Annotated in this window: 11 protein-coding genes; 9 read left to right on the forward strand and 2 right to left on the reverse strand. The window is 58.2% G+C overall.

The genetic code is table 11. From position 1 onward, the window contains the following. The first annotated feature begins 283 nt into the window (after window positions 1-283). Together Pan181_RS20715 and Pan181_RS20725 are read left to right on the forward strand one after the other, a co-directional pair. Complete coding sequence (locus tag Pan181_RS20715; RefSeq protein ID WP_145249674.1) at window positions 284-1453, forward strand: redoxin domain-containing protein; 1170 nt, start codon at window positions 284-286, stop codon at window positions 1451-1453. Window positions 1454-2809: 1356 nt separating this feature from the next. Beyond that, the gene (locus Pan181_RS20725; RefSeq protein ID WP_197528558.1) at window positions 2810-3115 is read left to right on the forward strand and encodes an Hpt domain-containing protein; all 306 of its coding nucleotides are present in this window, start codon (window positions 2810-2812) and stop codon (window positions 3113-3115) included. Window positions 3116-3150: 35 nt separating this feature from the next. On the opposite strand, the gene Pan181_RS20730 is transcribed toward Pan181_RS20725, so the two are convergent. Next, a complete protein-coding gene (locus Pan181_RS20730; RefSeq protein WP_145249680.1) occupies window positions 3151-3897 on the reverse strand; it encodes a hypothetical protein in 747 nt (248 codons plus the stop codon). Between the two features lie 12 nt (window positions 3898-3909). Then, window positions 3910-4665: an SDR family NAD(P)-dependent oxidoreductase gene (locus Pan181_RS20735; protein WP_145249682.1), complete on the reverse strand. Its 756-nt coding sequence runs from the start codon at window positions 4663-4665 to the stop codon at window positions 3910-3912. 229 nt (window positions 4666-4894) lie between these two features. Between Pan181_RS20735 and Pan181_RS20740 the strand changes: the two genes are divergently transcribed. From Pan181_RS20740 to Pan181_RS20770, 7 genes are all read left to right on the forward strand, one after another. Further along, entirely contained in the window at window positions 4895-5164 is a 270-nt protein-coding gene (locus tag Pan181_RS20740; RefSeq protein WP_197528559.1) for a FeoA family protein, read from the forward strand. 89 nt (window positions 5165-5253) lie between these two features. Then, a complete protein-coding gene (gene feoB, locus Pan181_RS20745) occupies window positions 5254-7194 on the forward strand; it encodes a ferrous iron transport protein B (protein WP_197528560.1) in 1941 nt (646 codons plus the stop codon). A gap of 354 nt (window positions 7195-7548) precedes the next feature. After that, window positions 7549-7854 carry a hypothetical protein gene (locus Pan181_RS20750; protein WP_145249686.1) on the forward strand — a complete coding sequence of 102 codons (306 nt, stop codon included), beginning with the start codon at window positions 7549-7551 and terminating at the stop codon, window positions 7852-7854. Between the two features lie 187 nt (window positions 7855-8041). After that, on the forward strand, window positions 8042-8242 hold the full coding sequence (locus Pan181_RS20755) for a carbon storage regulator (RefSeq protein ID WP_145249688.1): 201 nt from the start codon (window positions 8042-8044) through the stop codon (window positions 8240-8242). A 390-nt stretch (window positions 8243-8632) separates the two neighbouring features. Further along, window positions 8633-9934 carry a DUF1501 domain-containing protein gene (locus Pan181_RS20760; protein WP_145249690.1) on the forward strand — a complete coding sequence of 434 codons (1302 nt, stop codon included), beginning with the start codon at window positions 8633-8635 and terminating at the stop codon, window positions 9932-9934. 49 nt (window positions 9935-9983) lie between these two features. After that, window positions 9984-12302, forward strand: a complete 2319-nt coding sequence (locus Pan181_RS20765) for a PPC domain-containing protein (protein ID WP_197528561.1) — start codon at window positions 9984-9986, stop codon at window positions 12300-12302. 58 nt (window positions 12303-12360) lie between these two features. Further along, the gene (locus Pan181_RS20770; protein WP_145249694.1) at window positions 12361-14805 is read left to right on the forward strand and encodes a DUF1549 domain-containing protein; all 2445 of its coding nucleotides are present in this window, start codon (window positions 12361-12363) and stop codon (window positions 14803-14805) included. The last annotated feature ends 24 nt before the right edge of the window (window positions 14806-14829 follow it).

Raw genomic sequence — 14829 nt, forward strand, 5'->3', positions numbered from 1 at the left:
GCATCTCCTCAAGGCGAATCGGGGCGCAAACACTTGGAAACAAAGGGGTTAGAGCCACCATGAGCCATTTATGGACTGGCACTTTGTCCGGTTGCAGATTGCCGCGGTCGCCGACCACCACCTGCCCGCCAGAACGTCCTTATCGACTTTGTGAAGCACCATACCGCCGCAAGATTTCTTTCCTCGGAGAAGTTTGACCTTTGCTAAGTACCAATGTTAAGATTCACCTCAAGATTTTTCAGTATTCCCTCCCCCCTTTCCCCCTCTACGGAACACTTACGCTATGCGTACACCCACCTTCCTAACGCTGCTCGTTGCGGTTGCCCTGATGCAATCCGCCGCCTTCGGTCAAGAAGCCGCCGAAGAAACCACTCAAGAACCTGAAAAGATGACCGTTGGCTCGGTAGCTCCTCCGATTGATATCGAGCATTGGATTAGCACCGGCAATGGCAAGTTCGAACCGATCAACGAATTTGAACCTGGCAATGTTTACATTGTTGAGTTCTGGGCCACTTGGTGCGGTCCTTGCGTTGCTAGCATGCCTCACTTGGTGGAGACTCAAGAGAAGTACGCCGACAAAGGCGTGACCATCATCAGCGTCAGCGACGAACCACTCGACACGGTTACCACCTTCCTGGAACGCGAAGTTCGCTCGGCCGAACCCGAAGCTCAGGTGCAAACCTATGGTGAGCTGACCAGTGCTTACTGCCTGACGACTGACCCCGATAGCTCGGTGAAGAAAGACTACTTCCTGGCTGCCGGTCAACGCGGTATTCCTTGTGCGTTCATCGTTGGTAAAGATGGCCACATCGAATGGTTTGGTCACCCCATGGCCATGGACAAGACTCTGGAACTGGTTGTCACCGATCAATGGGATCGTGAAGCAGAACAAGCAGCCGGCGAGAAGATCGAAGCGATCACTCAAGCTGCTTCGCAAGCCGCTCAAACTGGTGACTACGCTAAGTTCGATGAGTTGCTGGCCGAACTCAAAGGCATGGATCTTCCTCCGGGAGCCGCTGAATCGGTACCTGGTCAGATCGAAATGCTCAGCCGCATCGAAATGATCTCGAAGTGCACCAATGCCCCTGCGGAAGTGGTTGCCATGCTGAAGGATAAGGGTGCCGACATGGAAACCCGCGACCTGGGCATCATGGCTTCGAGCATCGCCCGCAATAAGGACATCGATGCCGAACTGTTCACCACGCTCACTGGTTTGCTGGCCGATCGCCTGGAAGCTGGTCAAGACGCGTTGGCCCTGAGCAATCTGCTGGCCACGATGCATGCCGCTCAAGGCGACTGGGACAAGGCCATCGAGTTCCAAGAGAAGGCCGTCGAGGCCGCTGGCAGTGCTGGCCAAGCCAATTCGGCTCAGCTGAAGCGGATCATGGAGAGCACCCTCCAGCGGTACCAAGAAGAGAAAGCCAAAGAAGAAGCGACCACCGACGAAACCTAAGCCTTTCGTCGCAAACCGCTACTAAAACAAAAAACCACCGCCGGACCTTGGTATGGGCCGACGGTGGTTTTTTTATTCTCTTTGCCAGCTAGCAACTTACAGTTAGCTGGTTTTGCTTCACTTAGTTGCAGCCGCAGCTGGGGGCAACGCCACAGCTGGGTTCGCAACCGCAGGTCGGCTCGCAGCAGTCACAGCAGCTGTGACGGTGCAAGAGACCCTTAAGCTTGCCGAGGATGCGGCAGCGAGGAGCACATGGATCGCAGCAGGTGGGCTCCGGTGCGCAGCAGGTAGGCTCAGCGGCACAGCAGCTTGGCTCTGGAGCACAGCAAGTGGGCTCAGAAGCGCAGCAAGTGGGCTCGCAGCATACCGGTTCGCAGCAACGATTACGGTGGAACATACCCTTCAGCTTGCTGAGCAGACCGCAACGGGGTGCACAGCAGGGATCGCAGCAATCCATTTCGCAACCACAAGTGGGCTCAACTGCACAGCAGCTAGGCTCACAACCACAAGTAGGTTCAACACAACAGCTCGGCTCGCAGCCGCCACAACAGCCACCGAACAGCCCAAAGCAGGCGTCGGCGTTTTGGGCGCTGGAGAGCACGAGGGCGGCGCCTAGAAACAGCGACGCCAAAACGGCACGACTCTTCATTTGTAACGCTCCTCAAAACATACAGGGGGAGAGGGAAACACTCTTCAATTACGAAACTGGTGGCAGTTGCTATCGTCATGGCACGAGCGACGAATTGGACGCACCGCATTGCTGATGGTGCCGACCTGGGTCGTCGTAACTCTCGGCCTGACGTGGCACGATACCACTCAGTCCACCAGCGTTATCGACAACCTTACCTGCCACGTTTGGGCAAGCGTCATAGTTTTCTCATTTTGCCCGCTCTGGCTCGCCGGCTGTAACAACCCTGCAGGTTATGCAGCTGCCGTGGTCGGGTTGTAACGATTGGCGACGACCGGTGAACTGAAGCACCTGCCGACAGCATGGCCAGTGTCGAGCACAAAAGACTCCCCGACCATCTGTTCGCGTAGCAAGCATTAGAAGCACTACAGGTCCGAGGCCTGTTCCCCGTCACAACCATTGCAACCGGATCGTTGACCTCAATGACTTCATCGCTAGGGCGATCAAAATCCCGACCTTTGGATCTAGGTACCACATAGTTAACTCAAAGGCAGGGAAATTCTAAGACTTGATTGAACTTCCCTGGCTCGCACGAATGATCTACTCTCTGGCGAGACGGATCGAAGTCGCGGGGGCAATCAACACACACACACAGACTCGCTTGCTGTGCCCCTGCTGCACCACCCTTAAACCCTTAAGCGTTGATGCAAGCGAGGAGGATTCTTGCAATGTCTCCACAGTCGGTACCAGCTACACTACGGCGTTCAGAGCTCGGCAAACTCGTCGACTTGTTTGTCAGCGAATTACCACTTCGGTTGTCGGTAATCGAGCAGCTCGTCTCGGCCAACGATCGAGAGTCGCTCTGCCGAGCGGCCCACCAATTAAAGAGTTCAGCAGGCAGCTATGGTTTTGGCGACCTCTGCCTGTACGCTGGTCGCGTCGAGGCCTTGTGCCGCTCGTCGCAGACCTCGCAAGAACTGTTGCTCGAAGCGGTCGACGAGTTACTCGACCAAGCTCACCGAGTCGCTGCCTAATACCAGGCGGCGCTGGCAAAAAGCTAACGGGCGGATTATTCGTGGGGACGCCAGAGCTTGGCGTTGGGCATCTCGACCTCGGTCGGCCAGGTTCCGCGGCGAACGTCTAGCTTGAGCACAAACTTCGCGTGATCGTGCCGACTTGGGATCATTCCCCGGCTAAAACTACCTGCGCGCTCGTTCTCGAACTGCGGAAAGTAGTCGCCGACCGAGTCGTCGGAGCTGCGGGCGCGGATGGGAATCATGAGCGTTTTCCACTGCCCAGTAGCTTCGGGAAACTCGCACGTGATTGCTAGCACGTGATCCTGGGTGCCATCGATCTGGCGAAACAGGTACTCGTCGAAACGGAAGTTCACATCCTGTTCACCGCGGTGCACGTCTTGCTGCCCCGGCTTGCTCCACACAATCTCCGCCCCTTCCGCGGCGAGTTTCTCCGGCGCGACGCCTGTCACCGCTACCGCTTGCTTACCCGAGACCCCGAGCAAGTCGTTCCAACTAAGTGTCACCGTGCCCGATCTCGGCTTCTTCCGTTGGCCGACGTAGACCACCGTGTCGCTCTCGACCGAGATCTCCAGGTCGCCGATGAGCCCAAGCTCGTTCCGGTCGATCGGGGCTGACATGACGATCCACGTAACCATGGCGAAGCCCAGCCCGAGAGCAAGCAGCAATAGCCGCACCCCAAGTTTTCCTGAGAGCGAGGCCGAGGGTCCCGGAGGGTGTGGGGCGGAATCGCGGGAAGGCTCGGCCGCGTCGCTTTCGGGTGCTGTGGATGTTGTCGCCATGGTATTTGCTCCCTAGTAGATCGTGCGGCCGCCGTTCACGTCCAAAGTGGCCCCGGTCACAAAGTGGGCTTCCTCGCTTACCAGATAAAGCAGCGCGTTAGCGATGTCGGTTGGTTCGCCGAACTTGCCCATCGGAGCGGTGGCCAAGTAGTCGGCTCGCTCTTCGTCCGTTGCACCAGCGTGGCGTTCCACCGGAATCCAGCCCGGCGCGATGATGTTCACCGTGACTCCATAGGGAGCAAACTCGCGGGCGTTGCTCCGCGCCAGACCGGTTTGGCCTCCCTTGGCCGAAGCGTAAGGGCAGAAGTTCGCCCACGAGCCGGGGTAAACCTCGCTGGTGATATGCACAATGCGGCCCCAGCCTTGCTCGCGCATGTGCGGCAAGCAGGCCTTGGTGAGCAGAAAAGGGCTCTTCTGAAAGAAGTCGACCATCCGTTGGAAAAACGACCAGTCGTACTCCTCGATCGGCATCAATGGTTGTTCGCACGTGGCGTTCGGCACCAGGATATCGACCGGTCCGATCTTGTCGGCCACTTCGGCAACGAGTCGGTCGACGTCCTGCTCGTCGGTCACGTCGGCTCGCACCAGGCAATGTTCCCCGCCGATCGCTTGCAAGTCGGCGAACGACTCTTCGGCCAATGCTTGATTGCCATAGAAGTTCATCGCCACCCGGGCTCCACTACGAGCCAGCGCTAAGGCCATGACCTTGCCCAAGCCTCGCGTGCTGCCAGTGATGAGTGCAACGCGATTATCCAGAGTCAACGGCATCAGTACTTCTCCAAGAGGGCAAGAAGAGGATGGGGCAGTTTCGTTACCTACAGCTTAGTGACTTGAAGCGAATCAATTCAGGGCCCAATTCCGCGTAAGCTGCCCGCGCGGATCCGAAGGTTGGGGATATTGTGGAGAATCCTGACTTCAATGCCTTGCCATTCCCCCTATCAGGCGTGTATCATCCTTTATTAGGTTTGTTGAGATACCGTCTCATTTACGAGCAATCGTGTCCCTCCCTGAGTCCCCCTCCCCTGTTCCGCTACCGAACGCCCAAACTGGTGGTGTGTTTCGCGTGGTGCGCGTAGATGCCGATGGAGTCGACGCCGATCGACTGAAGGCGCTGGGAGTTTGCCTGGGACGACGACTTTCGCTGGTTCAAGCTGGCGACCCATTGATCGTATTCGTAGTCGGAACGCGAGTTGGTATTTCATCGCGTCTGGCGGAAACCGTGTTTGTAGAATTAGAGTGCCTTCCCCAACGGGCGAATCTCCAGTGAGCACTGCGAGCCCTTCCCAATCCAGCGATTCGCTTCCGATTATTGGCTCGCCTTCCTCGTCGGCTGCCAGGCCGTTGACCGTTGCGCTGGTGGGAAATCCCAATTCGGGCAAAACCTCACTATTTAACCGCCTTACAGGACTTCGTGCCCACACCGCCAACTTCTCCGGCACCACGGTGGAGCACCGCCGCGGCCGGGCGAACCTCGGCTCGCAAATGGCCGAGATCATCGACCTGCCTGGGCTCTACAGTCTGGATGCGACCACGCTCGACGAGCGCGTCGCCAGCGAAATCGCCCTGGGACGTGGTCCGGTGAAGCCGGATGCGTTGGTACTGGTGGTCGACGCCACCAACCTGGAACGCAACCTGTTCCTGGCCAGCCAACTGATTGAGTCGGCCGGCAAATCGAAGCTACCAGTGATGGTCGCCTTGAACATGACCGACCTGGCGGCCAAGCACGGGGTGAAAATCGATGCCCCGCAGCTCGCGGAGGACCTCGGCTGCCAGGTGGTGCCGGTCTCGGCACGCACCGGCTCTGGCCTCGAAGAACTCAAACAGCGGATGGGCACCTTGGTCGATGCCCCCAAAGTCCCCCAAGTCGACACGCTATGCCAGTGCAATAGTTGCCGCGGTTGCGCTTTTTCGCAACGCTTCGACTGGGCCGAGTCGATCGCCCGCCGGGCTTCCGGCGATCCTTCCGTTACCTTGGGACGCACGACCGAGAAAATCGACCGCGTGCTCACCCACAAAGTGGTAGGACTCCTTGCCTTTGCGGCAGTGATGTTTGTTACCTTCTGGCTGATTTACAGCCTGGCCACCTATCCCATGCACTGGATCGAGGCACTCACTGCTTGGGCTGGCGAAACGCTCTCGCACTGGCTGCCGGAAGGCGACTTGCAAAGCCTGCTGGTCGACGGAGTTGTCGGCGGTGTCGGAGGCATGCTGGTTTTCCTGCCGCAAATCTGCATTCTGTTTTTCATGCTGGCACTGCTCGAGGATAGCGGTTACCTGTCGCGAGCAGCGTTTGTGATGGACCGCCTAATGCGGCGGGTCGGCCTTCCGGGCAAGGCCTTCGTACCGATGCTGTCGGCCCATGCTTGTGCAATTCCCGCGATCATGGCGACTCGAGTAATTGAGGACCGCCGCGACCGTTTGGCGACAATCCTGGTGTTGCCGCTGCTCACTTGCTCGGCTCGACTGCCGGTGTACGCATTGGTTGTCGCTCTGGTGTTCAACGATCAACCGCTTATGGGAGCCACGTTGTTCACCGCGGCTTACTGCCTGGGCATCACTGCGGCATTAACCGTGGGTTGGGTATTCAAGAAGACGCTCCTCAAAGGCGATACCCGCCCGCTAGTGATCGAACTACCCAATTACCGCCGCCCTTCGCTGCGCAACGCCTTGCTGCAGACTTTTGATCGGGCGATGGTGTTCATCCAAAACGCTGGCACCACCATTCTGGTGATCATGGTCGTGCTCTGGGCCGCATCGACGTATCCCAAGACTTCCGTCGAGGATCTGCCCACCGAAGTGCAACAGCAGATCACTCAGCTCGAAAGTACCGGCAACTCCGTCGGCGCAGAACGCTTGCTAGCACAACATGCGAGCGAACGTTCAATCGCCGGTCGATTGGGCAAAGCGGTCGAGCCGGTGTTCGCCCCCTTGGGGTTCGACTGGAAAGTGAGTGTCGGGGTGATGACTTCGTTCGCTGCCCGCGAAGCGGTGGTCGGAACGCTTTCGGTGCTCTACGGCATGGGCGAAGATCTTGACGAAAAGGAAATGCCGCAGCTTACCGAGCGGCTGCAACAGGCGAGGCACAGCGATGGCTCGCCTGTGTTCACGACGGCCACCTGCTTGAGCCTGTTGGTTTTCTACGTGCTGGCCATGCAGTGCCTTCCTACGCAGGTGGTTACCCGCCGCGAGACTGGCAAGTGGAGTTGGGCCGTGCTGCAGTTTGGGTACATGACCGTGCTGGCGTACACGGGTGCGCTGATCACCTATCAAACAGCCGTGTTCTGCGGACTGGGTTAGCTATTCTTCTCGGCTTCCCTGGACTTCCAGGGAACAGCCAATGCCCACCCAGAAACCGGGCAAACCTCCGCAATCCAGCCGGTTGTCACCGAAAATCTCTCGCGGTGGTGGACGATAAAAGGGTGTTGTTTGTAGCGTGAATCCCGCGCAACAAACAACGCATTGCACCAAAGTGTCCTATTTTACCAACTCTACCAAAGCCTCTCGGTTTACTGGACCGATATTTTTGGATGCCAGCAATCAATAGTTGCAAAGCAGATTTTACGAAGCTATCGCACAGCCTTGGCGTGGAGAGTTTGGTAATCGGTTCACGTTGAACACGGATGACTACAACGAAGAGGATCGAAACCCACGATGCGGATGCAAGAAATTCGACTGGAAGATCAGCAAGCAGTCCACGACCACGTCAACGAAAACCTGTGCGAACTGGAGAACCTGGAGCTACACCATTTTCCGCTAAGCGAACGAGCACTTTGCCGCGATGGCGAAGCATGTGCAGTGATGTACGTGCTTCACGGCCCGCGGCAACTGCAAGTGACCGCTGTGTGGGAATTGGCCTCGGGTACCATTTGGTACTACAACTCCGTTGGTGAACGTTGTCGCAAGACCCAGCTTGTCGGCAGCGTACACTACCAGAGTCCGAAACTTGTAGCCGCTTAGCTGCAAGCAGTAGAGTCCAGGAGATAGGGTGCCTTATGGAGACACTCTATAAATAGCGGGAGAAATCTGCACGCGACCGTGTACTTTTGAGATCTGGCGAGAAAAGTATTGACCCCCCAACCACCGCTTGATATACATAGTTACAGTACATCGAGTTGGTGATCAAAACACACGGAGGTGCCCCCCTATGTTAGTGCTTTCCCGTAAGGAATCGCAGAGAATTCGCCTAGGCGATTCGATCGTGGTTACCATCGTTAAGATCGGCGGCGATAAGGTTCGCGTCGGAATCGAGGCCCCGGACAACGTGCTGGTGCTGCGTGACGAACTTGAAACCTGGGATACCGAGGAAACCCCTCAACCCGTAGTTGCTGAACCTTCTGCAGCTTAACAATCTATAAAAAAGTGAGTTTCGCGTGGCCTCTGTCATGCGGGATTCAGCAGCCCCGAACTGGTGTGGTGCCCAAAAACTCGGTTCTGCAAGTAGTACGTAAAGCTCAGTGAAACTCTCTTCTGCTGAAAACTCGGTTCTTCAAAAAAGCCGGCCCCTTTGAGGGGCCGGTTTTTTTGTGTCAATTTTTTGACATTCCTCTGTTTAGCCGATAGACTGGCCAACCATCAGCTTGGGGTACACTGCACGTGCCCTCTGAGTGTTCCCCCCGGCCCGCCTTATTTTCCTCCCTCCGGCATCGCTTGCCTTTCCATGCTTCCGAGTGTTTGGCGCGACCTTTTACGTGCGCTGCGTCGTTGTTTGCTCAACTCACTGCCCTAGGAGCTTCGGATGTCGCTACCCTTTCAACTCCCCCGTCGTCAATTTCTTGCCGTCGGTTCTCTCGCAGGCCTTGGGCTTTCGCTGGGAGATTTTCTGTTCCTCCGTTCGGCTCAGGCTTCCGAGGGACAAACCCAACTTCCTGAAAAAGCCAAGAGTGTGATCCACATATTCCTCGGCGGTGGTATGTCGTCGCAGGAGACCTGGGACCCCAAACCATACGCTCCCATCGAGTACCGGGGTGAACTCAAGGCGATCGACACCAAGATCACCGGCGAGAAGTTCAGCGAACTGATGCCGCAAACCGCCCAGGTTGCCGATAAGCTCACCGTGATTCGCTCGATGACCCACGGCGAAGCCGCCCACGAGCGTGGCGTGCACAACATGTTTACCGGCTACCGCCCGAGCCCTGCGTTGGTGTACCCCAGCATGGGCAGCGTGGTGAGTCACGAGCTTGGCCCTCGTAACAATCTGCCAGCTTATATCGCGATTCCCAACCAGGCCGATCCCTCGGCCGGCACCGGTTACCTGAGTTCGTCGCACGCCCCGTTTAGTTTGGGTGCCGCACCAGAAAGCAGCGGTTTTAAGGTTCGCGATCTGAGTATGCCAGGCAACGTAGACGACTCTCGCTACAGTCGCCGTCGTGAGTTGCTGAGCCTGGTGAATAGCGACTTCACGTCGCGAGTGAATGCCGACAACGTAACCGCCATGAATACGTTCTACGAACGAGCGTTCGACATGGTGAACTCGCCGCAAGCGCGCGAAGCCTTCAATCTGGAAGCCGAAGAAGGTAATGTTCGCGATCGCTACGGACGCAACCAGGCCGGTGCCCGCATGTTGCTGGCTCGTCGGCTGGTCGAAGCCGGCGCACGCTTCGTCACCCTCACCTACGGCGGCTGGGATCACCACGCTCAGATCACCGCGAACATGCGACGACTGGTTCCCGATTTCGATCGGGCGTACGCGACATTGATTTCCGATCTCGATGAGCGTGGTCTGCTCGATTCAACCCTGGTGCTGGTCTCCAGTGAGTTTGGTCGCACTCCGAAAATCAATCAGGACGGTGGTCGTGACCACTGGCCCAAGGTGTTCAGCGTCGCCCTGGCTGGCGGTGGTGTCCATCGCGGTGCGATCGTTGGCTCGAGCGGTGCGACAGCTAGCGAGCCGACCGACGTGCCGATTGGCCCCGAGGATCTGGCCACCACGATCTACCATCAGCTTGGCATCAACGCCGAGAAAGAACTGATTGCTCCCGGCGCCCGCCCCATCGAAATCGTCAAGGGCGGCCAGGTACGCCGCGAGATCGTCGGCTAAGTGCCGAGGTTCGATGTTCGCTACAGCAAGTTTCTCCTTCGAGGTAGCCATGCGACTCGTTCGTCTTTCCGTGGTCCTGCTAATCGCCCTGTTGGCGACCACCACTTATGCATCCGACCCGCTGTTGCAGCGTCTGAATCCGCAAGGAGGTCAGCGCGGCACCGAAGTGGTGGTGTCGCTATTGGGTCCCCGTTTGGGGCTCGATCCACAAGAGATTCTTTGGCACGATCCTGGCATCAACGTCGTGAACATCGAGCGGGTCGACGACAACCACACCAAAGCAACGCTGTCGATTCCGCCCGACGCCCACCCGGGCCGCTATGCCATGCGACTGCGAACCGCCACTGGCATCTCCAGCGTCATGACCTTTCATGTCGGTACGCTTCCTGAAATCGTGGAGGCCGAACCAAACTCCAACCCGCTCGAGCCGCAAGAGATTGCGTTCGGTTCCGTGGTGAATGGAGTCGTCCAACGGGAAGATGTCGACCACTTTCGCTTTGCGGCCAAAGCGGGTGAGCGGATCTCGGTAGAGGTCGAAGGCCTACGGCTTGGACGTACGTTCTTCGATCCGGTGATTGTGCTCTACGATGCCGCAGGGACCGAACTCGCCCGCTGCGACGATTGGCCCACCATGCGACAAGACGGGTGCCTGTCGATCATTGCTCCGGCCGACGGAAACTACTTGGTGGAGTTGCGAGAGAGCGCGTATCGCGGCGACGACAATTGCACCTATCGACTACACGTAGGCAACTTCCCTCGTCCGCTGGCGGTCTATCCGCCAGGGGGGAGAGTCGGTGAGACCATTCGAGTGGAATCGTTCGGCGACGCCAAAGGCCCTCACGCAGAGGAGCTTCAATTGCCGAGCGAACCAACAAGCGAGTTCAATTACTACGCCCGCGACGATCAGGGACAAGCTCCTTCGGAGTTTGCTTTGCACGTGGTCGACACCCCGGTGGTTGGCGAAGCAGAACCGAACGACGCTCGCGACCAGGCGACCGTGGGGGAAGCTCCGGGAGCCTTCTACGGAAGAATCGACAAGCCCGGCGATCGCGACCATTTCCGCTTCAAGGCAACCAAAGGTCAGGTTTATCACATCCGGCTGCACGCTCGCGCGATCGGCTCGCCGATGGATTCGGTGCTTCGCATTCGTAAACCCGATGGAGCCAATCTCGCGAGCAACGACGACGACCGCGGCTATCCCGACAGCTACGTTCGCTTTCAAGTCCCAGAGGATGGCGAGTACATTGCCGAAATCGAAGATCGCCTCGGGCGTGGCGGCGACACTTTCACCTACTGGCTCGAAGTACTCGCGGCCACTCCGATTGTCGACTTGGATTTCGACGAGCAAGAGCGCTACGTAGCAAAACTGCTCGACGTCCCTCAGGGCAACCGCAACGGAGGTGTGTTGCGAGTCGGTCGCCGCGACACCGGCGGCGATCTGTTGTTCGACTGGCGCGATTTGCCGCCTGGCGTCTCGGCCGAGTTCCCCAAGCTGGCTGGCAACTACGATCGGCTGCCGGTAATTTTCTCGGCCAGCCCCGACGCCCCGCTAGGGCAGTCGCTCGCTACCGTGCACGCCCGCCGAGCAGATAACGACGAAGCAGTGACGGCGAATTTCACCCAACGCAACTGGATGATTCGCGGCCAGAACAATGTCGATATGTGGGGTTACACCAGCGATACCGCGGTAGTGGCGGTTACTCAGAAAGCCCCTTACTCGATCCGCATCGAACAACCAAAGGCACCGCTGGTGCAACGCGGCAACAAAGGGCTGATGATCATCGCCGAACGCGAGGAAGGCTTTGACGAGGCGATTCTCGTCCGCTTGCTCTATAACCCGCCAGGCGTGTCGAGCAACAATTCGCTACGTATCAAGCAAGGCGAAAACGAAGCGACCATTCCGGTCACCGCTAACGAGCGGGCTAGCGTCGGCGAGTGGAGCATTGCCGTCCGTGGCGAAGCCAATTCGCAAGGCAAGCTTGTCACCGCTACTCCACTGGCGACGCTCACGATCAGCGAGCCTTACGTCGCGATGGAACTGCCTCGCCCGAATGTGGAGCAAGGTCAAAGCGTCGAGTTCCCGATCACCATCGAGCAACATAAACCGTTCGAAGGCGAAGCCAAGGTAGAGCTCATCGGCCTCCCGCCTGGAGTGACGACCGAGCCGGCAACCATCACGAGCGAAACAAGCGACTTGACGTTTGTGCTCAACGCAGCGGGCGACGCCCGAGTGGGACAACACCGCAGCCTGTTCTGCCGAGTAACGATTATCGAAAACGGCGAACCTGTTGAACACTCCGTCGGCTACGGCGAACTTCGCGTCGACAAGCCGTTGCCCCCCGAACAAACCCAGCAAGCGTCGCGCTAGCCGCTGACTTTTGCGTGTGTGCCCCTTCCATTCATTCGCTTGGACTTAACCAGGTTACATGATGACTCTCCAACGAATCGCAGCTTCACTCTTGGCGTTTGCTTCGCTCCTGGTAGCGGATCCCCTCCGCGCGGACGAAGCGAAGTTCGTCGAGCTAACGGTTTATCCGGCCAACGCCGCGCTGAATCATGCCGATGACTACCAGGCCGTGGTCGCGGTCGCCAAACGCGACGATGGCATCTCGATCGATGTCACCAACCAGGTCGAATGGCAACTCGACACCGCCGGCGACATTGCTGCTTTCGCCGAATCGACTCTCCACCCGCTAGCCAACGGAGCAGGACAACTGCGAGCCAAACTTGGCGACCTGCACGCCAGTTGCCAGGTGACGGTCAGCAACGTCGAGACCACCAACCCAGTCAGCTATCGTCACGACGTGATCCCCGTACTCGTGCGGGCGGGGTGCAACTCGGGTGCGTGCCATGGGTCGGCTCGCGGCAAAGATGGCTTCATGCTCTCGCTCTTCGGCTTTGATCCCAAGGCCGATTACGATCGCTTGACCCGCGAACTCTCGACTCGCCGGATCAATCGGGCACTGCCTGACGATAGCCTGCTGCTGGTCAAAGCGGTGGGAGGAGTCCCCCACACCGGCGGCAAGCTGTTTGACCACGACACGGTTTACTACGGGAAGCTCCGCTCGTGGATCGAGCAGGGCGTACCGAACGACTTGGAAGGTGCCCCAACCGTCGAGAGCGTGGAGTTCTATCCACCGCGGATCGTGCTCGAAGGCACCGGAACCACACAGCAATTCGTAGCGATCGCCAACTACAGCGACGGCTCCACCCGCGACGTTACCAATCTGGCCGTGTTCAGCTCCAACAACGACTCGGTCGCCAAGCTCGATGGGGCAGGCATTGCCACCTCCGGCGCCCGCGGCGAAGCCTTCGTCATGGCTCGCTTCGATACGCATACGGTCGGCAGCCAGGTGATCGTGCTCCCCGATGGACTCGACTACCAAGCACCCGAAACGCAACCTGCGAATTACATCGACGAGTTGGTCGATAGCAAGCTCACCGATCTACGCATATTGCCGAGCGAAACTTGTTCCGATGCCGAGTTTCTCCGTCGGTTGTCGATCGACACCATCGGCATGCTACCGACGCCTGAGGAGGTCGAACAGTTCGTCAACGACCGAACTCCCGACAAACGCGCGAAGAAGATCGAAGAACTGGTCGCCCGAGATGAGTTTTCTGAGATCTGGGCACTCAAGCTAGCCGAACTGTTAATGGTGCGATCGGAAGTGAATCGCGTGGATTACAAGGCCATGTTCTTGTACTCGCAATGGCTCAAGAAGCAGATCGACGACGGAGTGCCGCTGGATCAAATGGTCAAAGACCTGCTCTCGGCCAGCGGTTCGACGTTCGACACCCCTCAAACCAACTTCTACCAAATCGAGCCCGATACCAATAAGATCTCGGAGAACGTCGCCCAGTCGTTCCTCGGCATTCGCATGCAGTGCGCCCAGTGCCACAACCATCCGTTCGATCGTTGGACGATGGACGACTACTACGGATTCACCGCGTTCTTCTCGCAGATTAACCGCAAGCGTGGAAGCGACTATCGCGAATGGATGATCTACAACCGCGGTGCAGGCGAGGTGAATCACCCCGTTTCCGGGCAGCAGGTCGCTCCCAAGTTCCTCGGCGGCGAGGCCCCCGATACCAAGGGACGCGATCGCCGTGAAATCATGGCCGAATGGGTCACTAGCGAAGAGAATCCCTGGTTCGCTCCGAACATCGCTAACCGCGTGTGGGCCCACTTCATGGGGGTCGGCGTCGTGGAGCCGGTCGACGATTTCCGGGTGAGCAATCCCGCTTCGAACCCCGCGCTGCTCGCATCGCTGGGGGATCACCTGATTGATTATCGCTACGATCTGCGGCAACTCGTCCGCGATATCTGCAACTCCAACGCCTACCAGCGTTCCACGGTGACCAACGAGTCGAACGAAACCGATCTGCGAAACTTCGCTCACGCGGTGCCGAGAAGGCTCCCTGCCGAAACCTTGCTCGACTGCGTTTGCCAAGTGACCGAGAACCCCGAAAAGCTACCCGGCTTGCCCTTGGGATCGCGGGCGGTGGAAATCGCCGACGGCCGCTCCGGCACCTACTTCCTCACCACTTTCGGGCGGGCGAAGCGTGAGTCGGTCTGTGCGTGCGAAGTGCAAACCGATCCCACGTTGTCGCAGGCGTTGCACATGCTTAACGGCAACACCGTGCACGCAAAGGTGCAGCAAGGCAATCTTGTAGGCCGCATGCTCGACTCGGGCAGCACGGTCGACGAGGTGCTCGATGCCATCTACCTGCGATGCCTGGCTCGCAAACCAACCGAAGAGGAGCGACAACAAATCGCCCAAATCGTTGGTGACACGCAGAAACCAAAAGCAGAACTCGAGGACGTGTTCTGGGCGGTGCTCAACTCTCGCGAGTTCCTCTTCAACCATTAAACCATCAGCGGCACTGTGATTCGT

It is taken from the genome of Aeoliella mucimassa (assembly GCF_007748035.1).
Lineage (GTDB): Bacteria > Planctomycetota > Planctomycetia > Pirellulales > Lacipirellulaceae > Aeoliella > Aeoliella mucimassa.

What these genes read in the sequence shown, in the direction of transcription:
- Pan181_RS20715 (WP_145249674.1), top strand. Translation starts at nt 284, where the DNA reads ATGCGTACACCCACCTTCCTAACGCTGCTCGTTGCGGTTGCCCTGATG.
- Pan181_RS20725 (WP_197528558.1), top strand. Translation starts at nt 2,810, where the DNA reads ATGTCTCCACAGTCGGTACCAGCTACACTACGGCGTTCAGAGCTCGGC.
- Pan181_RS20730 (WP_145249680.1), bottom strand. Translation starts at nt 3,897, where the DNA reads ATGGCGACAACATCCACAGCACCCGAAAGCGACGCGGCCGAGCCTTCC.
- Pan181_RS20735 (WP_145249682.1), bottom strand. Translation starts at nt 4,665, where the DNA reads ATGCCGTTGACTCTGGATAATCGCGTTGCACTCATCACTGGCAGCACG.
- Pan181_RS20750 (WP_145249686.1), top strand. Translation starts at nt 7,549, where the DNA reads ATGCGGATGCAAGAAATTCGACTGGAAGATCAGCAAGCAGTCCACGAC.
- Pan181_RS20755 (WP_145249688.1), top strand. Translation starts at nt 8,042, where the DNA reads ATGTTAGTGCTTTCCCGTAAGGAATCGCAGAGAATTCGCCTAGGCGAT.
- Pan181_RS20760 (WP_145249690.1), top strand. Translation starts at nt 8,633, where the DNA reads ATGTCGCTACCCTTTCAACTCCCCCGTCGTCAATTTCTTGCCGTCGGT.
- Pan181_RS20765 (WP_197528561.1), top strand. Translation starts at nt 9,984, where the DNA reads ATGCGACTCGTTCGTCTTTCCGTGGTCCTGCTAATCGCCCTGTTGGCG.
- Pan181_RS20770 (WP_145249694.1), top strand. Translation starts at nt 12,361, where the DNA reads ATGATGACTCTCCAACGAATCGCAGCTTCACTCTTGGCGTTTGCTTCG.